25 protein-coding genes and 2 tRNA genes are annotated in these 20791 nt (G+C 65.5%); 23 read left to right on the top strand and 4 right to left on the bottom strand.

Features of this window, described 5'->3' with window-relative positions:
• Position 1: 1 nt before the first annotated feature.
• The 11 genes from ABXG85_RS05215 (at position 2) to ABXG85_RS05165 (ending at position 8397) form a co-directional block, all read left to right on the top strand.
• Positions 2 to 304 carry a Rieske (2Fe-2S) protein gene (locus ABXG85_RS05215; RefSeq protein WP_353512668.1) on the top strand — a complete coding sequence of 101 codons (303 nt, stop codon included), beginning with the start codon at positions 2 to 4 and terminating at the stop codon, positions 302 to 304.
• Positions 305 to 397: 93 nt separating this feature from the next.
• A complete protein-coding gene (locus ABXG85_RS05210) occupies positions 398 to 598 on the top strand; it encodes a CopZ family metallochaperone (protein WP_353512667.1) in 201 nt (66 codons plus the stop codon).
• A 2-nt stretch (positions 599 to 600) separates the two neighbouring features.
• A complete protein-coding gene (locus ABXG85_RS05205) occupies positions 601 to 885 on the top strand; it encodes a metal-sensitive transcriptional regulator (protein WP_353512666.1) in 285 nt (94 codons plus the stop codon).
• A gap of 11 nt (positions 886 to 896) precedes the next feature.
• The gene (locus ABXG85_RS05200; protein ID WP_353512665.1) at positions 897 to 1400 is read left to right on the top strand and encodes a DUF305 domain-containing protein; all 504 of its coding nucleotides are present in this window, start codon (positions 897 to 899) and stop codon (positions 1398 to 1400) included.
• Complete coding sequence (locus ABXG85_RS05195) at positions 1385 to 3787, top strand: heavy metal translocating P-type ATPase (protein ID WP_353512664.1); 2403 nt, start codon at positions 1385 to 1387, stop codon at positions 3785 to 3787. The genes ABXG85_RS05200 and ABXG85_RS05195 overlap by 16 nt, the downstream gene beginning before the upstream one ends.
• A 21-nt stretch (positions 3788 to 3808) precedes the next feature.
• On the top strand, positions 3809 to 4042 hold the full coding sequence (locus ABXG85_RS05190) for an SHOCT domain-containing protein (protein ID WP_353512663.1): 234 nt from the start codon (positions 3809 to 3811) through the stop codon (positions 4040 to 4042).
• A 53-nt stretch (positions 4043 to 4095) separates the two neighbouring features.
• On the top strand, positions 4096 to 4491 hold the full coding sequence (locus tag ABXG85_RS05185) for a DUF302 domain-containing protein (RefSeq protein ID WP_353512662.1): 396 nt from the start codon (positions 4096 to 4098) through the stop codon (positions 4489 to 4491).
• A 35-nt stretch (positions 4492 to 4526) separates the two neighbouring features.
• Positions 4527 to 5741, top strand: a complete 1215-nt coding sequence (locus ABXG85_RS05180) for a cysteine desulfurase (RefSeq protein WP_353512661.1) — start codon at positions 4527 to 4529, stop codon at positions 5739 to 5741.
• Positions 5742 to 5749: 8 nt separating this feature from the next.
• The gene (locus ABXG85_RS05175) at positions 5750 to 6460 is read left to right on the top strand and encodes a (Fe-S)-binding protein (RefSeq protein ID WP_353512660.1); all 711 of its coding nucleotides are present in this window, start codon (positions 5750 to 5752) and stop codon (positions 6458 to 6460) included.
• Positions 6450 to 7844 (top strand): LutB/LldF family L-lactate oxidation iron-sulfur protein, encoded by a 1395-nt coding sequence (locus tag ABXG85_RS05170; protein ID WP_353512659.1) that lies wholly within the window; start codon positions 6450 to 6452, stop codon positions 7842 to 7844. Before ABXG85_RS05175 ends, ABXG85_RS05170 begins: the two co-directional genes overlap by 11 nt.
• Positions 7834 to 8397 carry a LutC/YkgG family protein gene (locus tag ABXG85_RS05165; RefSeq protein WP_353512658.1) on the top strand — a complete coding sequence of 188 codons (564 nt, stop codon included), beginning with the start codon at positions 7834 to 7836 and terminating at the stop codon, positions 8395 to 8397. Before ABXG85_RS05170 ends, ABXG85_RS05165 begins: the two co-directional genes overlap by 11 nt.
• Here ABXG85_RS05165 and lepB read toward each other — a convergent pair.
• Both lepB and ABXG85_RS05155 read right to left on the bottom strand, forming a co-directional pair.
• On the bottom strand, positions 8390 to 9196 hold the full coding sequence (gene lepB / locus ABXG85_RS05160; protein ID WP_353512657.1) for a signal peptidase I: 807 nt from the start codon (positions 9194 to 9196) through the stop codon (positions 8390 to 8392). The genes ABXG85_RS05165 and lepB overlap by 8 nt on opposite strands.
• Positions 9193 to 9948, bottom strand: a complete 756-nt coding sequence (locus ABXG85_RS05155; protein WP_353512656.1) for a patatin-like phospholipase family protein — start codon at positions 9946 to 9948, stop codon at positions 9193 to 9195. The genes lepB and ABXG85_RS05155 overlap by 4 nt, the downstream gene beginning before the upstream one ends.
• A 58-nt stretch (positions 9949 to 10006) precedes the next feature.
• On the opposite strand from ABXG85_RS05155, the gene ABXG85_RS05150 reads away from it, so the two are divergent.
• Positions 10007 to 10771 carry a serine/threonine-protein kinase gene (locus tag ABXG85_RS05150; protein ID WP_353512655.1) on the top strand — a complete coding sequence of 255 codons (765 nt, stop codon included), beginning with the start codon at positions 10007 to 10009 and terminating at the stop codon, positions 10769 to 10771.
• On the opposite strand, the gene ABXG85_RS05145 is transcribed toward ABXG85_RS05150, so the two are convergent.
• Positions 10768 to 11865 (bottom strand): N-acetylmuramoyl-L-alanine amidase, encoded by a 1098-nt coding sequence (locus ABXG85_RS05145; RefSeq protein ID WP_353512654.1) that lies wholly within the window; start codon positions 11863 to 11865, stop codon positions 10768 to 10770. The genes ABXG85_RS05150 and ABXG85_RS05145 overlap by 4 nt on opposite strands.
• 48 nt (positions 11866 to 11913) lie before the next feature.
• Here ABXG85_RS05145 and ABXG85_RS05140 point away from each other — a divergent pair, with 48 nt between their 5' ends.
• Positions 11914 to 12336 (top strand): OsmC family protein, encoded by a 423-nt coding sequence (locus tag ABXG85_RS05140; protein WP_353512653.1) that lies wholly within the window; start codon positions 11914 to 11916, stop codon positions 12334 to 12336.
• Positions 12337 to 13095, top strand: a complete 759-nt coding sequence (locus ABXG85_RS05135; RefSeq protein ID WP_353512652.1) for a type III pantothenate kinase — start codon at positions 12337 to 12339, stop codon at positions 13093 to 13095.
• On the opposite strand, the gene ABXG85_RS05130 is transcribed toward ABXG85_RS05135, so the two are convergent.
• Positions 13058 to 13423 (bottom strand): SRA domain-containing endonuclease, encoded by a 366-nt coding sequence (locus ABXG85_RS05130; protein WP_353512651.1) that lies wholly within the window; start codon positions 13421 to 13423, stop codon positions 13058 to 13060. The genes ABXG85_RS05135 and ABXG85_RS05130 overlap by 38 nt on opposite strands.
• Before the next feature lie 65 nt (positions 13424 to 13488).
• Here ABXG85_RS05130 and ABXG85_RS05125 point away from each other — a divergent pair.
• The 9 genes from ABXG85_RS05125 (at position 13489) to ABXG85_RS05085 (ending at position 20780) form a co-directional block, all read left to right on the top strand.
• Positions 13489 to 13565 (top strand) — tRNA-Asp (locus ABXG85_RS05125).
• A gap of 1 nt (position 13566) precedes the next feature.
• Positions 13567 to 13642 (top strand) — tRNA-Phe (locus ABXG85_RS05120).
• Between the two features lie 697 nt (positions 13643 to 14339).
• On the top strand, positions 14340 to 15722 hold the full coding sequence (locus ABXG85_RS05115) for an HD domain-containing phosphohydrolase (RefSeq protein WP_353512650.1): 1383 nt from the start codon (positions 14340 to 14342) through the stop codon (positions 15720 to 15722).
• A gap of 26 nt (positions 15723 to 15748) precedes the next feature.
• Positions 15749 to 16267 (top strand): DUF5317 domain-containing protein, encoded by a 519-nt coding sequence (locus tag ABXG85_RS05110; protein ID WP_353512850.1) that lies wholly within the window; start codon positions 15749 to 15751, stop codon positions 16265 to 16267.
• A 51-nt stretch (positions 16268 to 16318) separates the two neighbouring features.
• Entirely contained in the window at positions 16319 to 17323 is a 1005-nt protein-coding gene (locus ABXG85_RS05105) for a homoisocitrate dehydrogenase (RefSeq protein WP_353512649.1), read from the top strand.
• Positions 17324 to 17509: 186 nt separating this feature from the next.
• Positions 17510 to 18643, top strand: coding sequence for a type IV pilus assembly protein PilM (gene pilM, locus ABXG85_RS05100; RefSeq protein WP_353512648.1), 1134 nt, complete (start codon positions 17510 to 17512; stop codon positions 18641 to 18643).
• On the top strand, positions 18636 to 19259 hold the full coding sequence (locus ABXG85_RS05095) for a flagellar protein FliT (RefSeq protein WP_353512647.1): 624 nt from the start codon (positions 18636 to 18638) through the stop codon (positions 19257 to 19259). Before pilM ends, ABXG85_RS05095 begins: the two co-directional genes overlap by 8 nt.
• Positions 19249 to 19851, top strand: a complete 603-nt coding sequence (locus ABXG85_RS05090) for a type IV pilus inner membrane component PilO (protein WP_353512849.1) — start codon at positions 19249 to 19251, stop codon at positions 19849 to 19851. The genes ABXG85_RS05095 and ABXG85_RS05090 overlap by 11 nt, the downstream gene beginning before the upstream one ends.
• Positions 19848 to 20780 carry a competence protein gene (locus tag ABXG85_RS05085; protein ID WP_353512646.1) on the top strand — a complete coding sequence of 311 codons (933 nt, stop codon included), beginning with the start codon at positions 19848 to 19850 and terminating at the stop codon, positions 20778 to 20780. The genes ABXG85_RS05090 and ABXG85_RS05085 overlap by 4 nt, the downstream gene beginning before the upstream one ends.
• Positions 20781 to 20791 lie beyond the last annotated feature (11 nt).

The raw sequence follows: 20791 nt of genomic DNA, 5'->3' as shown, positions 1-20791 counted from the left end.
TATGTGGACACCCGTGGCCAAGCTTAGCGAGTTTCAAGGCGGCCGCCTGGTCTTAAGGCGCCCCGAGCACAAAAAGCCCATCCTCCTCCTCTACACTGGGGAGGAGGTCTTCGCCCTGGAGGACGTCTGCACCCACGACGACGGTCCCTTGCACGAGGGGGAGGTGGAGGAAGGGGCCATCGTCTGCCCCCGGCATGGGGCCCGCTTCGACCTGAAGACGGGCAAGCAGACCCTTCCCGCCCCACGGCCCGTAAAGGTCTTCCCCGCCCGCATAGAAGGGGACACCGTCTTGCTGGACCTTTAGACCCGAGGGTGGCGTTTTTCCTTGACGGGGTGGGGAGGTTGGGGTTAGGGTAGGAATACCCACCCCACCTGGGGTGGGAGGGGGAGGACAAGGATGCTAAAGCTCAAGGTGGAAGGCATGACCTGCAACCATTGCGTGATGGCGGTGAAAAAGGCCCTCATGAAGGTGCCCGGCGTGGAGAAGGCCGAGGTATCCCTTGAAAAGGGCGAAGCCCTGGTGGAAGGAACCGCAGAGGTGGAGGCCCTCGTCCGGGCGGTGGAGGAAGAAGGCTACCGGGCCTTCCCCCTGGCGTAGCCATGCCTAAAGGCCACCTCCACCTCGACCCCAAGGTGCGGGAAGAGGCCAAGCGGCGCCTCCTTTCCGCCAAGGGCCACCTCGAGGGCATCCTCCGCATGCTGGAAGACCCCCACGTCTACTGCGTGGACGTCCTCAAGCAGATCAAGGCGGTGGAAGGCGCCTTGGACCGGGTGGGGGAGATGGTCCTAAGGGCCCACCTCAGGGACCACGTGGCCACCGCCCACGAGCGGGGGGACGTGGAGGAGATCGTGGAAGAGCTCATGGAAGCCCTGAAGTACCGCTAGGGAGGAGCTTTATGCGGTTTTTGACCCTGCTTTTACCCCTGATCCTGGGCCTCACCTGGGCCCAGCACGCCCACTCCGCCCCCCAGTCCAGCCCGGAAAGGGCCTTCCTTTCCGGCATGATCGCCCACCACGAGGGCGCTTTGGCCATGGCCCGCTACGCCTTGGAAAAGGGGAAGGACCAGGCGGTCAGGGCCTGGGCCCAGGCCATCCTCAAGGACCAGGCCCAGGAGATCGCCCAGATGCGCGCCTGGCTCGTCAGCCTTGGCGGCTTGGACCAAGAGGCCTATGCGGCCATGCAGAAGGAGATGGCCGCCATGATGGCCAAGCTCCAGGCCGCCGGCAACCCGGACCAAGCCTTCGTGGAGCTCATGCTCCTACACCACAAGGGGGCGGTGGAGATGGCCCTTTCCGCCCTCACCGAGGCCAAGGACCGCCGGGTTTTGGATCTGGCCCGGGACATTGTCCTGGCCCAGATCCAGGAGATGCACGCCTTTAGGCTATGGCTCTTGAAGTGAAGGTGGGCGTCAAGGGGATGACCTGCGCCAGTTGCGTGGCGCGGGTGGAGCGGGCCCTGAAGCGGGCGGAGGGGGTGGAGGAGGCCCGGGTCAACCTCACCACCGAGGAAGCCTTCTTGCGCCTGCAAGAAGGGGTGGACCTCAAGGAGGTGCTCAAGCGGGTGGAGGAGGCGGGCTACGAGCCCGTGGTGGCCCGTAGCGAGATCCCCGTGAAGGGCATGACCTGCGCCAGCTGCGTGGCCCGGGTGGAGCGGGCCATAAGGAGGCTTCCCGGGGTGCTTTCCGTAAGCGTCAACCTAGCCACGGAAAAGGCCTTCGTGGAATACCTACCCGACACCCTTAGCCTCGCCCGCATCCGGCAGGCCATCCGGGAAGCGGGGTACGAGCCCTTGGCGGTGGAGGAGGAAGGGAGGAAAGAGGGCCCCACCTACCGCAGCGACCTCCTCCTCGCCCTGCCCTTCGCCCTCCTCACCCTCCTTTTGGCCATGGGCCCCATGGTCCTCCCCCTCCCCCCCTTCCCTCCCCTCCTCCAAGCCCTAGCTGCCCTTCCCGTGCTCTACGCTGGGAGGCGCTTTTTCCGCCAGGCCCTAGCCGAGGCCCGCCACCGCTCCCTTGGCATGAGCACCCTGGTGGCCTTGGGAGCGGGAAGCGCCTACCTCTACTCCTTTTTGGTCCTCCTCTTCCCCCTGGCCTTTCCGGAGGAGGCCCGCCACCTCTACTTCGAGGCGGGGGCGGTGATCCTGGCCCTCATCCTCCTGGGCAAACACCTGGAGGAAGGGGCCAAAGGAAAGGCCTCGGAGGCGATACGGCGCCTCCTCGCCCTAAGGCCCAAGACCGCCCGGGTCCTCCAGGATGGGGAGGAGAACCGGGTCCTCCAGGATGGGGAGGAGAAGGAAATCCCCGCCGAGGCCCTGATCCCCGGGGACCTGGTGCGGGTCTTGCCCGGGGAGCGCATCCCGGCGGACGGGGTGGTGGTGGAGGGCAAAAGCCACGTGGACGAGTCCATGCTCACCGGGGAGCCCATCCCCAAGGCCAAGGAGCCGGGGGACGAGGTGGTGGGGGGCACGGTGAACGCCGAAGGGGTCCTCCTGGTGCGGGTCAGCCGGGTGGGCGAGGCCACCCTCCTCGCCCAGATGGCCCGCATGGTGGAAGAGGCCCAGGCCCACAAGCCCAAGGTCCAGGAGGTGGCGGACCGCATCGCCGCCCTCTTCGTGCCGGGCGTGCTAGGGGTTGCCCTCCTCACCTTCCTCCTTTGGCTCCTCTTTGGCCCCGGGCTTTCCCACGCCTTCGTGGCTGCGCTTTCCGTTCTCCTCATCGCCTGCCCCTGCGCCATGGGCCTCGCTACCCCGGCGGCCATCGCCGTGGCCACGGGGCGGGCGGCGCAGCTGGGCCTCCTTTTCCGCAAGGGGACGGCCCTCGAGGCCCTGGCCCGGGCGGATACCGCCCTTTTGGACAAGACGGGCACCCTCACCCAGGGCCGCCCCACCCTCACCGAGATCCTCCCCTTCGCCCTTTCCCGGGAAGAAGCCTTGTGCCTAGCGGCCGCCCTGGAGCAAAGCACCCACCCCATCGCCCAAGCGGTGCGGGAAGCGGCCCAAGGGCTTGCCCTTCCCGAGGCCAAGGAGGCGCGGGCCCTCCCCGGGGAAGGGGTGGAAGGGGTGGTGGAGGGAAGGCGGCTTTATCTGGGCGGCCCTGCCCTCCTCGCCCGGCTGGGGGTGGCCTTACCCCAGGAGGCAAAGGCCCTGGCGGAAAAGGGCTACACCCTCCTCTACCTCACGGACGGCCAGGCTTGCCTCGCCGCCTTGGGCGTCTTTGACCCGCCCAGGCCGGAAGCCCAGAAGGCGGTGGCCGCCCTCAAGCGGCTGGGCCTAAGGGTGGTCCTCCTCACCGGGGATCAGCCCCAGGCGGCCCGGAAGGTGGCGGAGGCGGTGGGGGTGGGCGAGGTCCTGGCCGGGGTGCGCCCCGAGGGCAAGGTGGAGGCGGTGCGAAAGCTCCAGGAGGAAGACCACCGGGTGGTCTTCGTGGGGGACGGGATCAACGACGCCGCCGCCTTGGCCCAGGCGGACGTGGGTATCGCCATGGGCACGGGGACGGACATCGCCTTGGAAGCGGGGGACGTGATCCTCCTGAAGCCGGACCTCCTCCTGGTGCCGGCGGCCATCCTTCTGGCCCGGAAGACCCTGCGCACCATCTACCTCAACTTCTTCTGGGCCTACGCCTATAACGTCCTCCTCATCCCCGTGGCCGCTGGGGTCCTCTACCCCGTGTATGGCCTGCTCCTAAACCCCATGCTGGCGGCTGCGGCCATGAGCTTAAGCAGCCTCTTCGTCCTTACCAACTCCCTAAGGCTTCGGCGCTTTTACCCCCGGCTAACCGCCGAGGCGTAGCCTGGGGAAGGAGGTGAAGCGATGTGGGCTATGGCACACGGGTTTTATGGACCTCACATGGGCTTAGGCTGGGGGCTTTGGGGCTTCCTTTACCCCCTGCTCCTCGTGGGCCTCTTGGTCCTGGGGGCCTACCTGGTGGCCCGGGCCCTCGCCCCCAAGCGGGAGGACCGAGCCCTGGAGATCCTCCGGGAGCGCTACGCCCGGGGGGAGATTGACCGGGAAACCTATGAGCGCATGAAGCGCGACCTGGCCTGAGGAAGGCTTTGCTTACCGCCAAGGGGGCAGGGTAAACTACAGGGGGAGGGTATATGGAAGGCCTGGCCTTGCGCAAGACGCTAAAGGGAAGCCTCCTGGAGGTGCGCTCCCGCCTCGAGGCCGCCCTTAAGGAGGAGGGCTTTGGCATCCTCACGGAAATCGATGTGGCCGCCACCCTCAAGGCCCGCCTGGGCCTGGAAAGGCCCCCCTACCTCATCCTAGGGGCCTGCAACCCTAGCTTGGCCGCCCGGGCCCTGGAAGCGGAGGAGGAAATCGGCCTCCTCCTCCCCTGCAACGTGGTCCTGAAGGAGGGGAAGGAGGGGGTGGAGGTCCTCATCCAAGACCCCGAGGGCATGTTCCGCCTCCTGCCCCAGGCCACGCAAGAGGCCCTAAGGCCGGTGGCGGAGGAGGCGAAGAAGCGGCTTACCCAGGCCCTCGCCCGGCTCTAACCCACGGGTCCATGCCCTCGGGCTAGACTTGGGGCATGGACCTGAGCCACCTTAAGAAGGACTTTCCCCTCCTCACGGGGAAACCTGACCTGGTCTACCTGGACTCCGCCGCCACCAGCCAAAAGCCCCTCCGGGTCTTGAAGGCCCTGGAGCGCTACTACCGGGAGCAGAACGCCAACGTCCACCGGGGCGCCTACCGCCTTTCCGTGGAGGCCACGGAGGCCTACGAGGAGGCCCGGCGCCGCCTGGCCCGCTTCTTGAACGCCGAGCCCCAGGAGATCGTCTTCGTGCGCAACACCACCGAGGCCATGAACCTGGTGGCCTACGCCTGGGGCCTGAGGCACCTGAAGGAAGGGGACGAGATCCTGGTCACGGAGATGGAGCACCACGCCGGCCTCGTGCCCTGGCACCTGGTGGCGGGCCTCACCGGGGCCAAGGTGAAGGCCATCCCCATCACGGAGGAGGGAAGGCTGGACCTCTCCGCCCTGGACCGCTTCCTCACGGAGCGGGTGAAGGTGGTCTCCCTGGTGCACATGTCCAACGTCCTGGGCACCATCAACCCCGTGGCGGAGATCGCCAGGCGGGCCAAGGAGGCGGGGGCCCTGGTGGTGGTGGACGGGGCCCAGTCCGCCCCCCACCTCCCCGTGGACGTGAAGGCCCTGGGGGCGGACTTCTTCGCCCTTTCCGGCCACAAGATGCTGGGCCCCACGGGGGCGGGGGCGCTCTGGGGGCGGTACGAGGTCCTCGAGGGGATGATGCCCTTCCTGGGCGGCGGGGAGATGATCCGGGAAGTGTACGTGGACCGCTCCACCTACGCCCCACCCCCCCAGCGCTTCGAGGCGGGCACCCCGCCCATCGCCGAGGCCATTGCCCTGGGAGAAGCCGCAAGCTACCTCATGGAGGTGGGCATGGAAAGGGTCTTCGCCCACGACCGGGCCCTTTTGGCCTACACCCTAGAGCGTCTGGAGGAGGTGCCGGACCTCAAGGTCTATGGCCCCAAAGGGGAGGACCGGGGCGGGGTCATCCCCTTCACCCTGGGCCGGCTCCACGCCCATGACCTGGCCACCTTCCTGGACCAGGAGGGAATCGCCGTGCGGGCCGGCCACCATTGCGCCCAACCCCTCCACCGCAAGCTGGGCGTGCCCGCCACCGCCCGGGCGAGCTTCTACCTCTACAACACGAAGGAGGACGTGGACCGCCTGGTGGAAGCCCTCCTCAAGATCCGCAGCAAGATGGCCGCTTGGGTCTAGGAGGAAGGATGCGGGTAGCCCTCTTCATCACCTGTCTGGCGGACCAGTTCTTCGCCGAGGCCGGGGTGGCGGCGGTGCGGCTTCTCAGGGCCTTGGGGGTGGAGGTGGACTTCCCCGAAGGCCAGACCTGCTGCGGCCAGCCCGCCTTCAACGCCGGGCACTGGGAGGAGGCGAGGCCCTTGGCCAAAAGGCACCTGGAGATTTTCCGGGAAGCCGACTACGTGGTCCTGCCCTCGGGAAGCTGCGCCAGCATGGTGCAGAACCACTATCCCGAGCTCCTTCCCGGCCACCCAGAGGCCCTGGACCTCGCCGAGAGAACCTATGAGTTTTCCGCCTTCCTGGTGCGGGTCCTGGGGGTGGAAAAGCTCGGGGAAGGGCTTCGGGGAAAGAAGATCGCCTACCACCACGGCTGCCACGCCCTCAGGGAGCTCGGGGTGCGGGAAGAGCCCCTCCTCCTCCTGCGGGAGGCCGGGGCGGAGCTCGTGCCCTGGGAGGCGGCGGAGGAGTGCTGCGGCTTTGGGGGGCTTTTCTCCGTGAAGCTCCCCGAGGTCTCCCTGGCCATGGCGGACCGCAAGATCGCTACCCTGCCCCAGGCGGAGGTCCTCACCTCCACGGATGCGGGCTGCCTCCTCCACCTGGCGGGGCGGCTGGCCAAGAAGGGCGTGAACCTGAAGGTGGCGCCCCTCGCCACCTTGCTTTGGGAGGCGTATGCGGGCTAAGGCGAAGCTTTACCCCAAGGAGGCGGCCCGGCTCCTAAGGGAGAAGCCTGGGGTGCGGGAGGCGGTGACGGGGGCCACCCTGCACTTCGAGCGGAACCGCCTTAGGGCCTACGCCGAGGTGCCCATTGCGGAGTGGCGGGAGCGGGCCAAGGCCCTCAAGGACCACGTGCTCAGCCACCTGGACCACTACCTGGAGCTGGCGGAAAAGCGGCTACGGGAAAACGGGGTCCAGGTCCACTGGGCGGAAACCCCAGAGGACGCCCACCGCCTCCTAAGGGCGGTGGTGGAGCGGCACGGGGTCAAGCGGGCGGTGAAGGCCAAGAGCATGCTCACGGAGGAGCTCGGCGTCAACCCCCTTTTGGCCTCCTTGGGGGTGGAGGTCTTTGAGACCGACCTGGGGGAGTACCTGATCCAGCTCCTGGGGGAGCCCCCAAGCCACATCGTGGGCCCCGCCATCCACCTTTCCCTAAAAGAGATCCAAAAGCTCTTCCACGAGCGCTTCGGCACGCCCCTGGACGCCTCCCCCGAGGCCCTGGCCCAGGTGGCGCGCAAGGTCCTCCGGGAGGCCTTCCTCAGTGCCGAGCTCGGCATCAGTGGGGCCAACTTCCTGGTGGCGGAAACCGGCACCCTGGCCCTCATGGAAAACGAGGGGAACATCCGCCTCTCCACCTCCTTGCCCAAGGTCCACGTGGCCTTCGTGGGCATAGAAAAGCTCCTCCCCCGCTTCCAGGACCTGGCCCTCTTCCTCCCCCTCACCGCCCGGGCGGCCACGGGACAACGCCTTTCCACCTTCGTCTCCCTCATCCAGGGCCCGGCCCGGGAGGGGGAGGAGGGCCCCGAGGAGGTGCACGTGGTCTTGGTGGACCACGGCCGCACCGCCCTCTTGGCCGACCCCGAGGCCTGGGAAACCCTCAGGTGCCTCCGCTGCGGGGCCTGTCTCAACGCCTGCCCCGTCTATCGGCAAACCGGGGGCCACCCTTACGGCTACGTCTACTCCGGGCCCATCGGGGCGGTCCTGGACCCCGGCCTCCTTTCCCTGGAGGAGGCCTACCCCCTGCCCTACGCCTCCACCCTCTGCGGGGCCTGCCTCGAGGCCTGCCCGGTGAAGATCCCCATCCCCAAGCTCCTCCTCACCTGGCGGCACCGGGCGGTGGCGGAGGGCCTAAGCCCCGCCTGGGAAAAGGCCGCCCTCGCCGCCTACCGCAGGGTCATGGAAAGCCCCACCCTCTACCGCCTCTTCTCCAAGGCCCTGCGGGGCCTCCCCCTCCCCCAGGACCTCCTCCCCCTCCTCAGGGCCTGGACGGAGGGAAGGGGCCCCCTAAAGCCAAGCCCCAAGCCCTTCCACCAGCTTTGGCGGGAGATGGAGGAACCCCATGGACGCTAGAAGCCGCATCCTAAGCCGGGTCAAGCGGGCCCTCGAAGACCGCCCCAAAGCCTTCCTCCCCGAACACCCCCACCTGCCCTTCCCCGAGGATCCCATCCCCCTCTTCCTGGAGCGCCTAGGGGAAAACGGGGCCGAGGCCCACCTGCTTTCCCCCGAAGGAGCCCAGGCCCTCCTGAGGGAACTGGCCCAGGGGCTTCCCGGGGTGGCCTTCGGCCAGGGGGTACCCGCCCCCTTCCGGGAAGGCCTCCCCCCCCTCCCCCCCGAGGAAGCCCCCCTGGGGGTTTCCTGGGCGCTTTTCGCCGTGGCGGAAACGGGCACCTTGGCCCTCTCCAGCGCCGACGGGCGCCGGGCGCAACTCCTCCCCCCCACCCACCTGGTCCTGGTGGAAAGGGAGCGGGTCTACCCCACCCTCCTCGCCGCCTTCCAGGACCTGAAAACCCTGCCCAGCGCCCTCGGCCTCCACTCCGGCCCCTCCAAGAGCGCGGACATCGGCCAGGTGATGGTGAAGGGGGTCCATGGGCCTGGAAGGCTCATCGTGGCCGTCCTCACCTGACCTGGTAGGCGGGGGGTGGGGAAAGGGGCCGGAGGTTCAGGCGCCATCCCCCCTCCTCCCGCACGAAGGGGGGCCACCAGACGAAGCTGGCCCGCCCGGCGATGGCCTCCACCGGCACGGGACCAAAGGTGCGGGAGTCCTCGCTGCCCCCCAGGGTGCGGTTGTCCCCCATGACGAAGTAATAGCCCTTCTTCAACCTAATCTTCCCCACCTCGCAGGCCTCAGCGAACCGGCTCCTGGCCAAAACCTCCTCCGAGGGGGGAAGGAGCATCTCCCTAAGGGGCTTCAGGTAGGCGGGAAGGAGCTCCACGGGGAAGTCCCCCTGCTGGGTGATGATCCGGGTCATGCGCCCGTCCTTGTAGCAAACCCCCGGGAAGGAGTCGGGCCAGGGGGAGAGGTGGTCCGTGATGTGCCGCTCGTCCAAGGGAGTCCCGTTCACGTAGACCACCCCCCGCTCCACGTACACCTCGTCCCCCGGCACCGCCACGATGCGCTTGATGAAGAAGGCGCGGAAGGAAAAGCCCAGCACGGGGAAGCGGGCAGTGGCGTAGGGGGTGCCCTCCGGAGGCTTGAGGATGGCGATCTCCCCCCGGCGCCACTCCCGGAGGCCAAAGCGCACCAGCCAGGTTTCCCACTTGGGCACCAGGACCCGCTCCCCGTTTTTCAGGGTGGGGAACATGCTCTGGCCCACCACCCCCACGGTGGTGAAGACGAAGGTGGTGACCAGGAAGGCCACCAAAAGGGCCTCCCCCACCTGGCGAAACCACTCCTTGAAAAGGTATTCCCAAAAGGCCTTCATACCCCTCCTACTCTACCCCCAAGGGCGCGCCTGGCCGCCTCGCGCCCCGCTTCCACGATCTCCTCCAGGCGGCGGAAGTCCTCAATGCCCACTCCTAGAAGGGAAGGCCGCACGTAGACCTCGGGGGCGTAAAGGCTTAAGCGCACGGAGGTGAGGTGGAACTGCATCAGGTCCACCGCCCGCCGGGCCAGGGCCAGAAGCCCCCGGGGGCTTTCCTCCAGGGAGCGCTCCGGGGTCACGTCCACGGCGTAGACCTCCGTGGCCCCCAGGAGCCGAGCGGCGTCCACGGGCAGGTTGTCCAAGACCCCCCCGTCAAACAAAAGCCGTCCCTCCCGCTCCACCGGGGCAAGGAGGCCCGGGTAGGCGGCGGAGGCCAGGACGGCGCTGGGAAGGTCGCCTTGGGTGAGGAAAAGGAGCCTTCCCGAGCGCACGTCCACCGCGGTCACCGCCAAGGGCTTTTTGAGCTGGGCGAAGGTGGGGGGCAGGTGCTCGGCCAGGAAGTCCTTGAGCTTCCGCCGGGAAAAAAGCCCTTCCCGAGGGGAAAGGCCCAAGAGGCCAAGCCACGGGGTCTTACGGGCGATGGTCAGGATTTCCCCTGGGGAAAGCCCAGCGGCGAAAAAGGCCCCCACGATGGCCCCCATGCTGGTGCCCGCCACCACCTGGAACTCGAGCCCCGCCTGCAAGAACACTTCCAAGGCCCCAATGTGGGCGAGGCCCCTAGCCCCGCCGCCGGAAAGCACAAGCCCGCGCACGGGAAAATCCTAAAGGGACCCTGGGTGAAAGAGGTGAGGGGCGGGTATAGTGAGGGGGGTGGGCCTCACCGGGAAGGTACTCCTGGAAAAGTATCGGGTGGTGCGGCTCTTAGGCCAAGGGGCCTTGGCTAGCGTTTTTCTGGCCTTTGACCGCTTCGGTACCCCCTACGCCCTCAAGGTCTTCCCCCAAGGCGCCCAGGCCCGAAGGGACCGGGAGCTATGGGTGGGAAGAAGGCTCTCCCATCCCAACATCAACCCTGTCCTCGAGGCCCTCAACCTGGAAGAGGGCCCCGCCCTCCTCCTGGCCTACGCCCCCGGGGAGGAGCTGGGCCGCTGGATGCTCCGCCGCCCCGAGCGCAAGCGGGCCCTTTTCGTTTTCCGCCAACTCCTCTCCGCCCTGGCCCACATGCACGAGCAGGGCCTGGTCCACCGGGACGTGAAGCCGGAGAACATCATCGTGGCGGGCACGGACGAGGCCAGGCTAGTAGACTTCGACCTCTCGGGGCCCGCCTTGGAGGCCTTCAAAAAACCCCTCAGGGTGGGCACCCTCCCCTACCTAGCCCCGGAGCAGGTCCTGGGGCAAAGCCCCGGCCCCGAGGCGGACGTCTACGCCGCCGGGGTCATCCTCTACTGGATCCTGGCCGGGGAACACCCCTTCGTGGGAGCCCCGGAGGAGGTGCTTTTGGGCCACCTGCAAGGCCCCATCCCCGCCGTCCCCGGCCTCGAGGCCGGGCAACAAGCCTTTCTGGAACGTCTTCTAGCCAAAAACCCAGCGGAGCGGTTCTCCACCGCCAAGGAGGCCCTGGAAGCCCTCCCCTTCTAGCGGGCGAAGGCCCCGTTGGCCAAGAAGGTGAGGACCCCAGCCAAAAGCCCCTGGGCCACCTTGTCCCGGTAAGCGGGGTCGGCGAGCCGCCGCCCCTCCACCGGGTGGTCGCCAAAGCCGATCTCCACCAAAACCGCCGGCACCTTGGCGTAGCGGAGGACGAAGAAGTCGCCGGGGAAGCTCCCCCGGTAAGGGCTCCCCGTGGCCTGGGAAAGCTTTCGCCCCAGGGTCTCCGCCAGGCGCTGGCTGTAGCGTTGGTTGGCCTGGGCCACGATGTCGGTGAGGATCCGCTCCGCCACGCTCTGGGCCTCCCGGGTGAGCCTTTGCCCCAGGTCCCCGCCCCCGTTTTCCCGAATAACCTGGGCCAGAACCCGGGGGTCCTGGGCCCGGCCGAAGTAGAAGACCTCCACCCCCTGGGCGGTGCGGGTGGGGGTGGCGTTCACGTGAATGGAGATGAAGAGGTTCACCTGGGAACTATCCGCCATGGCCGCCCGGCGGGAGAGGTCCTCCCGCTTGTCCGGGGAAAGGTGCATGTCCTTATCCCGGGTGAGGCGCACCTCAATCCCCTCCCGCTCAAGAAGGCGCTTCAAGCGAAGGGCCACGTCCAGCACCACTTCCTTCTCCACCACATACCCCACCATCCCCGGGTCCACCCCCCCGTGGCCCGGGTCCAAGAGAACCACGGGCCTAGGGGGCTTGGGCGCCTTGGCGCTGGGGGGCGCCTCGGGCCTTGGCTTAGGGGAGGGGGTGGCGGAAGCCTTGAGGCTCAGGTCCACCACCAGGCGCTCGGGGTCGCTGTAGCGGTGGGTTTGCACCTCCACCGGCCCTTTTAGGCGCACCAGGACCCGAACCCGCCCCGCCTCGGGCACCGTCTGCACCGAGGCCACTTCCTTGGAATTCACCACTTGGTCCTTGGCCTCGGCGCTCACCCCCGTGAGGACCAAGACCAAGAGGTTTTCCTCTTGGGAAAGGGTGTAGGCCACCTCCTTGCCCGGAAGGTCAAAGGCCAGACGGGTGAAGCCCTCGTGCACCCCCACCCGGGGAAAGGCGTAGGCCAAGCTCCATAAGAGAAGAACCCAGGCGAGAAGCCGCATTCACGCCTATTCTAGCGGCAACGCTGAGGGCTTGGTAAAATCCGGCTCATGACGAAGAAGGTAGTGGTCTACAACCTCACGGGGCACCGCTTCCTGGGGGTAAACGAGCAGGGGGATAAGGTGATGATCGACGGGGACCAGCCCGCCACCGGGCCCCGCCCCATGGAGCTCCTCCTCATGGCCCTGGGAGCCTGCACCGCCTACGATGTGGTGGACATTATGCGCAAGAAGAAGCAACCCCTCGCCCGCTACCGGGTGGAGGTGGAGGGCGTGCGGGCGGAAACCCATCCCCGCCGCTACACCCACATCACCGTGACCCACATCGCCTCGGGGCCCAAGGTGACCCTCGAGGCCCTGGAACGGGCCGTCCACCTTTCCCACACCAAGTACTGCTCCGTTTCCGCCAACCTCAACGCCGAAATCACCACCCGAGTTGTCCTGGAACCCTGGACCGAGGAAGAGGAAGGCTAGATGCTCCTGGCGGTAGACATCGGCAACACCTCCACCGCCCTCGGGGTCTTTGCCGGCGAAGACCTGGTGGCCCACTTCCGCATCCACACCGACCGGATGCGGATGGAAAGCGAGTACCGGGTCCTCCTGAAAAACCTCTTTTCCCTAGATAGCCTCCCCCCACCCCAGGCAGCCCTCCTTTCCAGCGTGGTCCCCCCGGTGGAGCGGGAGATGAAAGAGGCCATAGAGAAGCTCTTTGGCATCCGGGCCCAGGTGGTGGACGCCGAGGCCACGGGGCTCGAGGTCCTCCTTGACAATCCCAAGGAGGCGGGGGCCGACCGCCTGGTGAACGCCGTGGGGGCGCTAGGCTACCCCAGCCCCACGGGCCGCTACATCGTGGTGGATTTCGGCACCGCCACCACCTTTGACCTGGTGGAAGCGCCCAACCGCTACCTGGGCGGGGCCATCACCATCGGCCCACAAACCGCCGCCGATGCCCTCGCCGCCCGCACGGCCAAACTGCCCCGCATAGACCTGGTACCCCCCAAGGGGGTGGTGGGCAAGAACACCCTGGACGCCCTGCGCTCGGGGCTCGTCCTGGGCTACGCCGCCTTGGTGGAGGGGATGGTGCGCCGCTTCAAGGAGGAGGCGGGGGAAGCCTTGGTCATCGCCACCGGGGGCTTTGCCGGCACCCTCAAAGACCTCTGCCCCTCCTTTGACGTGGTGGACGAGGACCTCACCCTCAAGGGGCTTCTTCGCATCCACCGGGCTCGAGGGTAAACCAGTACACGTACCGCCCCTCCTCGGGTAAAAGCGCATACCGCCACCCCGCCACCCGGTACCACCCCAGGTCCCGCCACACCCCAGGCCGCTCCCGGAGAAAAACCCGCAAGGGCAGGCCCTCCCGGTGCGCCAGGAGAAGGCGCAAGTTTCCCCCGACGGGTTCCTGGTGTCCCCGCTTCCCCTCTCCCATGTAGAGGATGCGGCCATCCGGCAGGAAGACGTTCCGGTACCCCGACTCGCCCCGGTCCACCAAGAGGCTTGCCCGCCCAATCCCCCGCCGGGTGCCGTGAAGGGCGAAGACCTCGCTCCAGCTCAAGCTTGACACTTCCCCTTCCCCCGGCTATCATCCTAAGTGCCCGGTCGGACGCCCCCGACCCGGCAAACATCTAAGGCCCCGTGGTGTAGTTGGTTAACACACCCGCCTGTCACGTGGGAGATCGCGGGTTCGAGTCCCGTCGGGGCCGCCAGGCCGAGGTAGCTCAGTTGGTAGAGCATGCGACTGAAAATCGCAGTGTCGGCGGTTCGATTCCGCCCCTCGGCACCAGAAGCCGCCCTTAGGGGGCGGTTTCCTTTTGCATGGGTTGCCACCGCAAGCTATTTGCTAAACTACCCCTGAAGGGGGTGGGAACCCGCGGCGAAATCTTTGGATTCCGGGTGTGTATTTGGGGCAGTAAATTTTCGGCGGCTTTGGCATTTTTGGGTATTGCCGGTGTATTCTGGGGTTGCATTTAAAGCGGGCCATTGGGGCCACGTGGGGTAGCTAGCCCCACGGGCCTCTTTGTTGGTTTTTTGGGTATTTCCCCCAACCCGGAAGGTTCCCCCCCGAGCTAGGCACCCTACCCAGCTGGCAGGTGGTGTGCTAAGCTGGGTGGTATAATTCTGATAGGTTCCAGATTTTTGTAAGCAAATCGGCAGTTTTCATCGTGCCCATACTTATTCTTTCCCTCTTGACAGTATTGACCGCCCCCCCTAAAGTAAAAGACAAGCAAACGGGGCCGACCCCCCGGAAGCTAAGGAAAAGGAGGGATGAAGATGAAGAAGCTCATCGCTAAGGTTCTGACCCTTATCGGCTCTCTGATCGCTCTCGGACTTGCGGCTGGAGCTACTTATCACTGGAGGTAAGAAAACTGGCCAGAAATCTGGCCAGTTTTCCTTTTGCTTTACCTTAAGCCTGATTATGCTATGCTTGGGACGTGGCGCAGCCAAGCGAAAAGGGCTCTTTTACCCAAAAGGGTTTGGAAATGCCCCCCCTACCTATATTTTTGTTTATTACTGCCAGTTGCCTCGCTTTTGCTCTGCTTGAAGGCTACCTTATTTGGGCGTATAAAGACGCACCTCTTCGCCTAAGCGTCTGGGACCTTGTTTTCTGGAGTTTATTAGTCTTCTGGAGCGTTAGGGTGGAAGTTCGTCTTCCTCTTAGCGCAGGGATGAGCCAGCTTTTTCTCTTTGCCCTAGCGCTGGTGGTGCTCACCCCTCCGTGGGTAGCACCCTTGGCGGCTTTTCTGGCGCAATGGGGCGGCAGCGTTTGGTACAAAGAGCTTTTTAACCGATCCCAAGATGGCCTAGCTACTGCCCTTGCGGCTTTGGTGTGGACCTTTTTCCAGGAAAACACCTTGTGGTTAGGAAATTGGAACCTTAGCGCAGGATTTGGCATAGCCTTATCATCGCTTACCCTCTTTACAGTTAACTCCACCCTGGTCGCATTCGCCATCCACCTGGAATCAAAAACACCCCTACGGGAAATCTGGCGCAAGAACATGAGCTGGTCTGCGCTTAGCTATATGCTCCTTTCCCCCCTCGCCCTCCTCCTCGCCCGCGCCTATGAAACCCCGCTTATCGCCAACTGGGGCGGGTGGACCATTCTTTTCTTCCTCATTCCCCTCTACTACAGCCGCTTTTACTGGGACGAAAAGGTGCGCTTGGAGCAGGCCTTTGACACCACCTTGGAAGTCCTGATGAACGCCTTGGAGGCCAAAGAAAAAGAAACCCGCTTCCATTCCGAGCGCGTGGCGGACATCTCCCGGGACCTAGCCCTGGCCTTATATAAGGACCAGGCCAAGGCCCAAGACATCTACCGGGCAGCGAGGCTGCACGACATCGGCAAGATCGCCATCCCCGAGGCCGTTCTCCTAAAGCCCGGGAAGCTCACGGAGGCGGAGTACGCCCTCATCCAAAGCCACCCACAAAAGGGAGTGGAACTCCTTTCCCCCGCCCGGAAGGTGGCCTTCGACGACCTGGTCTACCGGGTCATCCTGCACCACCACGAGCGCTGGGACGGGCGGGGTTACCCCAAGGGCCTCGCCGGGCACAAGATCCCGGAAGAAGCCCGGATCGTGGGCCTAGCAGACGCCTACGAGGCCATGACCGCCGGGCGCCCCTACCGGGAAGCGCTATCTCCTCAGCAAGCCCTACAGGAAATCCAAGAAAATTCGGGCCGCCAGTTTGACCCCGAGCTCGTTCAGCTTTTCACCCAGCTTTGGGAGCAAAACCCCGTCTGGCGCGACCGCGCAACCTACATCGCAGCAAAGGAGGGATCCGTATCACGCTCTACCTCGCCGCAGCTCTCTTCGGCCTCGGCCTCGCCCTCGCCCTCGGAGCCCGGCCAAAGGACCTCGGAGGAATAGACCTAAAGGCCCCGTGGGCCTTCCTCCTGGCGGCTTTAGCGGAGGGCGGGCTCGCCTATGGCACCTACCAAGGGGTCTTCCAGCCCGCATGGGCTGGCCCCCTGGCCAAGGCGCTGGTGCTTTTCCTGGTGGGCTATGGCCTTTACCAAAACCGCCACCTGAAAAGCCTTTACCTGGTTCTGGTGGGGCTCATCCTGAACACCATGGTGATCTTCGCCAACGAAGGGCACATGCCCGTAAGCGCCGAGGCCCTGGAGCGGGCGGGCCTCGGGGATTTCGTGCCCATCGTCAAGGCCAAGGGCGATGCGGTGCACGCCCTTTTAGACGAAACTACCCGCCTGTCCTTCCTGGGCGACGTGATCCCCTTACCCCCCTTGCGCAAGGTGGTAAGCCTGGGGGACCTCTTCATCCTGGCTGGGATCACCGGGGTGGTGGTGGAGGGCGCCTTACGGGCAAGCCACCCCCGCCTCCCCCGCCGGGCCCAGGCCCTAAGGGTTCTGGGCTTCCTGGCCCTGGTGTGGGCCCTCCTTCTCCTGCGGGCTTAGCCGTTCGGTGTAGTGTATATGGAGGGGGGATACCCCTGACCAGGAGGCAAGATGGCGTACCGCATCTGTCTGATTGAAGGGGACGGGATTGGCCACGAGGTGGTGCCGGCTGCCAGGAAGGTTTTGGAGGCCACGGGGCTTCCTCTGGAGTTCGTGGAGGCCGAAGCTGGCTGGGAAACCTTTGAGCGAAGAGGGACTTCCGTCCCAGAGGAAACCGTAGAAAAGATCCTCTCCTGCCACGCCACCCTTTTTGGAGCCGCCACCAGCCCCACCCGCAAGGTGCCGGGCTTTTTTGGGGCCATTCGCTATTTGAGGCGGCGGCTAGACCTTTACGCCAACGTGCGCCCCGCCAAAAGCCGCCCCATCCCTGGTAGCCGCCCCGGGGTGGACCTCATCATCGTGCGGGAGAACACAGAAGGCCTTTACGTGGAGCAGGAACGGCGCTACCTGGATGTGGCCATCGCCGACGCCGTGATTTCCAAAAAGGCTAGCGAGCGCATCGGGCGCGTGGCCTTGAAGCTCGCCGAAAGCCGCCCCCGAAAAACGCTCCACATCGCCCACAAGGCCAACGTCCTGCCCGTGACCCAGGGCCTCTTCCTGGACACGGTACAGGAAGTGGCCAAGGACTACCCCCTGGTGAACGTGCAAGACATCATCGTGGACAACTGCGCCATGCAGCTTGTCATGCGCCCCGAGCGCTTTGACGTCATCGTCACCACCAACCTCTTGGGGGACATCCTCTCCGACCTCACCGCCGGGCTCGTGGGGGGGTTGGGCCTGGCTCCTTCCGCCAACATCGGGGACACCACGGCGGTGTTTGAACCCGTCCACGGCTCTGCCCCCGACATCGCCGGCAAGGGCATCGCCAACCCCACCGCCACCATCCTCTCTGCCGCCATGATGCTGGACTATCTAGGTGAAAAGGAAACGGCCAAAAAGGTGGAAAAGGCCGTGGACCTCGTCCTGGAAAAAGGGCCCCGCACTCCCGATCTGGGGGGCGACGCCACCACGGAAACCTTTACCCGCGCCGTGGTGGAAGCGCTCAAGACCCTCTAAACGAAAGCGTCCTACACCCTTCCCGATCCAGGGGAGGGATTTATATTTTTTTGGTGGAAACAAGGTAAACTAATACCATGTACCCTTAGGGCCTCTTCCCTAAACTGCCCTAAGCGGTATAGAGTAGGGTTAGGTTCGCCTATGACCTTGGTTTGGGTTCCCAACGTAGCCTAGTAAGGAGGCACCGTGTTCTCGGGTTTGAGCAAGCTATTTAGACCTCGAGTGGAAGCCTTGGGCCTCGAGGTAGGGGCTTCTAGCCTTAAGCTAGTAGAGCTTTCGGGTCACCCCCCGGCCCTACGGGCTTACGCCATCCGCCCCATTCCTCCGGGTACGGTGGTGGACGGGGTGGTCAAGGAACCTGGGGCCTTAGCCCAGGAGATTCGTGAACTCTTCGCAGAGGCCCGGACCAAAAAACGGTACGTGGTGAGCGCCGTACCTAACCCCGCCGTCATCCTGCGCACCCTCCAGGTACCTAAAATGCCTCCTAAGGAGATGGAGGAGGCGGTGCGTTGGGAGGCGGAACGCTACATTCCCTTTCCCATAGACGAGGTGATCCTGGACTTCGCCCCCCTGGACCCCTTGGCCGAGGTGGCGGAAGGGGAACAGATGGAGGTGATGGTGGCGGCGGCCCGTCAGGAGGCCGTGGCCAGCCTCATAGAGGCCTTACGAGAGGCGGGGCTTACCCCCTTGGTGCTGGATGTCAAACCATTTGCGGGGCTTTACCCCCTGGAAGAAGAGCTCAACAAAGAGCCTGACCGCATCGTGGTGGCGGTAGAGATCGGGGCGGAAAGCACTAGCCTGGTCCTAACCCGAGGAGACCGTCCTTTAGCCGTGCGTGTTCTAAACCTCTCTGGAAAAGATTTTACCGAGGCTATCGCCAAAAGCTTTGGTCTGGACTTCCTAAGTGCGGAGGACGTCAAGCGCACCTACGGCCTCGCCACCATCCCCACCGAGGACGAGGAGCTCCTCTTGGACTTTGACGCCGAACGGGAGCGGTACAGCCCCGCCCGCATCTACGACGCCATCCGGCCCGTTCTCGTAGACCTGACGCAGGAAATCCGCCGCAGCCTTGAGTTCTTCAGGGTTCAACTGGGGGATATTCAGCCAGACATGGGCTACCTTTACGGGGGCGGAAGCCGCTTAAGGGGCCTCGCCACCTTGCTCACCGACACCTTAGGCGTCAACTTCCAGGTACCCGACCCCTGGGCAAGCATCCAGGTGGACCCCAAGCGCTTTGACCTGGAAAGGCTACGGGAAGCGGGGCCCGAGCTCATGGTGCCCATGGGCCTGGCCCTAAGGGGGGTGAGTCCGCTTGATTAGGCTAAACCTCCTGCCCAAGAACCTGCGCCGCCGGGTGGAGCCCGGCTGGTGGCGGCTGGCGGCGGCTTTATTCGCCCTGGTGGTCCTCCTCACCCTGGGCTTCCTCCACTACACCGCTTACACCGAGCTTTCCCTGGCCAAAGAAGAGCGGGACGCCCTAAGGGCCGAGGTGGAGGCGCTAAGGCCCTTCATCCAGGAACAAAACCGCCTGCAACAGGAGAGAAGGGCCCTCGAGGCCCTGCTCGCCATCCGGGAGAGCCTGCGCAAGAACTTCATACCTTGGTCCGAGTACCTGGCAGCCTTCATCAACCAAATCCCCCGGGAAGGGGGGCGCTTCGGTGTGGCGCTCCGGTCCGTGGCCACCCGGGCCCTCACGGAAGAAGAAGCGGCGCAACAAGCGCAAAACGGGGCCTTTGACGGCAAAAAGGTGCGGGTGGAGTTCACCCTGCAGGGAGAAGCCCTGAACCAGAACGCCTTGGTGCGGTTCATCCAAGCCTTTGAAACCTCGCCCCGCTTCGGCATCGAGTTCCAGGGGGCTTCCTTGGACCAGAACCGAGGGCTTTACACCTTTAGCGCCCGGGTGGGCGCAGTAGGGGGTGAGCAAGGTGCTCGCTAGGCTGGGGCAACGGGAGTGGGCCCTCATCGCCATCGTTCTCACGTTGGTGGTGGCCCTCCTCTGGTACTTCTCCCTTATCGTCCCCCTCCGGCAGGAAACCGAGGCCGTGCGCCAGGAGATCCAAACCCTCATCCCCGAGCGGGACCGGGGCCGCCAGGCGCAACGGGCCCTCCCCGAGCTTAGGGCGGCCATCGCCCAGCTCCAGGCGGAACGCCAAGCCTTCCTTAGGGCGCTTCCCCGGGAAGAGCGGCTAGCCCAGGTGCTGAACGAGATCCTGGGCGAGGCCCTGCGCAGCGGGGTAACGGTGCGGTCCTTCAACCGCTCTCCCACCTCAGCCCCCGTGCCCGAGGTGCGGGCGGTGAACCTGGCCCTATCCTTGGAGGCACCTTTCCCGGAAACGTATGCTTATCTAAGGCGCCTAGAAAGCCTCTCCCGCTTTAGCTCGCTTTCCGGGATCAACCTGAGCGTCCAGGGTCAAGACCTGAACCCTCTCTTGAACACTAGCCTGACCCTGACCCTTTACATGCTGGCCAAGGATCTGGAGAGCGCCAGCACGCCTTCCGGCCAGCAAGGCCAAGGAGGTGAGCGGTGAAGGAAGCCCTTGCGCGCCTCGCCCAGGCCTGGCGGAACCTTCCCCAGTCCACCAAAATTCTCCTTGCAGGCCTGCTCCTGGTAAGCGCCATCAGTTTGTGGTACGTGGGGTTCTACCTGCCGGCTCAAATTCCGGTAACGGCGGAGGTGCCCCAAGCCCCCGTTGAGGAAACCCCTAAAACCCTCGAGGCCCCGCCCATCCCTCCCCTGAGCGAGCCTGCGCCGAACCAACCCGCCACCCCCGCCCCTTCCCCGACCCCCACCACCCCCCAGGCTCCCACCAAGGCCCAGGCCGCTCCTTTGCCCGTGCCCCAAGCTAAACCGGAGGCTCCGCCCCCGAACCCCTTCGTACCCCTGGTGGTGGAGGCCCCGCCGCAGGCGCCTTCCCCTACGCCCACCCCGATCCTTCGGCCGGAGCCGGTGCCCACGGGAGCCCCGGTGCGCGTGAGCCAGGGCACCCCCTTGCCCACGCCCCGGGTAACCACCTCCCCCAGGCCCCTTCCTGGCACCCAAGGGGCCCTTCCCGCCCCCAAGGTCCTCACCCCCGCTCCCAAGGCGGCGGTCCCCGCAGCCCCGGTGGAAACGGGCGTGGCCGTGACCCCCCCGGCGGCGCTTTTGGAAGCGCCCCTGGCCCAAGAGGAGGCTCCCCAAGAAACCGCAACGGCGCCCGAGGCCCCCTCGCCCTCCAAGACCCCCCTCGAGGCCCTGGTGGAGGAGAAGGGCCTAAAGCTATCCGGCACCCTCTTGGGCCCGGTGAGCGTGGCCATTTTGGAAAGCAAGGAGGGCTACTTGGTGTTGCCCGTGGGTAGCCCCATCCCCGGAACCGAGGCGGTGGTGCGGCGCATAGAAGGCGACCGCATCACCTTGGCTTTGAAGGAAGAAACCCTGGACATGACGATTTTGCAGGCACAAGCGGGAGGTGGTCAGTGAGAACATCGCTT

The organism is Thermus sp. LT1-2-5 (assembly GCF_040363165.1).
In the GTDB taxonomy this organism is placed as follows: Bacteria; Deinococcota; Deinococci; order Deinococcales; family Thermaceae; genus Thermus.
This window is presented reverse-complemented; position numbering and strand designations above follow the sequence as displayed.

Coding starts and splice junctions, on each gene's coding strand:
- ABXG85_RS05200 (WP_353512665.1), top strand. CDS start 897: ATGCGGTTTTTGACCCTGCTTTTACCCCTGATCCTGGGCCTCACCTGG.
- ABXG85_RS05180 (WP_353512661.1), top strand. CDS start 4,527: ATGGACCTGAGCCACCTTAAGAAGGACTTTCCCCTCCTCACGGGGAAA.
- ABXG85_RS05135 (WP_353512652.1), top strand. CDS start 12,337: ATGCTCCTGGCGGTAGACATCGGCAACACCTCCACCGCCCTCGGGGTC.
- ABXG85_RS05215 (WP_353512668.1), top strand. CDS start 2: ATGTGGACACCCGTGGCCAAGCTTAGCGAGTTTCAAGGCGGCCGCCTG.
- ABXG85_RS05145 (WP_353512654.1), bottom strand. CDS start 11,865: ATGCGGCTTCTCGCCTGGGTTCTTCTCTTATGGAGCTTGGCCTACGCC.
- ABXG85_RS05165 (WP_353512658.1), top strand. CDS start 7,834: ATGGACGCTAGAAGCCGCATCCTAAGCCGGGTCAAGCGGGCCCTCGAA.
- ABXG85_RS05140 (WP_353512653.1), top strand. CDS start 11,914: ATGACGAAGAAGGTAGTGGTCTACAACCTCACGGGGCACCGCTTCCTG.
- ABXG85_RS05195 (WP_353512664.1), top strand. CDS start 1,385: ATGGCTCTTGAAGTGAAGGTGGGCGTCAAGGGGATGACCTGCGCCAGT.
- lepB (WP_353512657.1), bottom strand. CDS start 9,196: ATGAAGGCCTTTTGGGAATACCTTTTCAAGGAGTGGTTTCGCCAGGTG.
- ABXG85_RS05210 (WP_353512667.1), top strand. CDS start 398: ATGCTAAAGCTCAAGGTGGAAGGCATGACCTGCAACCATTGCGTGATG.
- ABXG85_RS05185 (WP_353512662.1), top strand. CDS start 4,096: ATGGAAGGCCTGGCCTTGCGCAAGACGCTAAAGGGAAGCCTCCTGGAG.
- ABXG85_RS05170 (WP_353512659.1), top strand. CDS start 6,450: ATGCGGGCTAAGGCGAAGCTTTACCCCAAGGAGGCGGCCCGGCTCCTA.
- ABXG85_RS05175 (WP_353512660.1), top strand. CDS start 5,750: ATGCGGGTAGCCCTCTTCATCACCTGTCTGGCGGACCAGTTCTTCGCC.
- ABXG85_RS05115 (WP_353512650.1), top strand. CDS start 14,340: ATGCCCCCCCTACCTATATTTTTGTTTATTACTGCCAGTTGCCTCGCT.
- ABXG85_RS05105 (WP_353512649.1), top strand. CDS start 16,319: ATGGCGTACCGCATCTGTCTGATTGAAGGGGACGGGATTGGCCACGAG.
- ABXG85_RS05190 (WP_353512663.1), top strand. CDS start 3,809: ATGTGGGCTATGGCACACGGGTTTTATGGACCTCACATGGGCTTAGGC.
- ABXG85_RS05205 (WP_353512666.1), top strand. CDS start 601: ATGCCTAAAGGCCACCTCCACCTCGACCCCAAGGTGCGGGAAGAGGCC.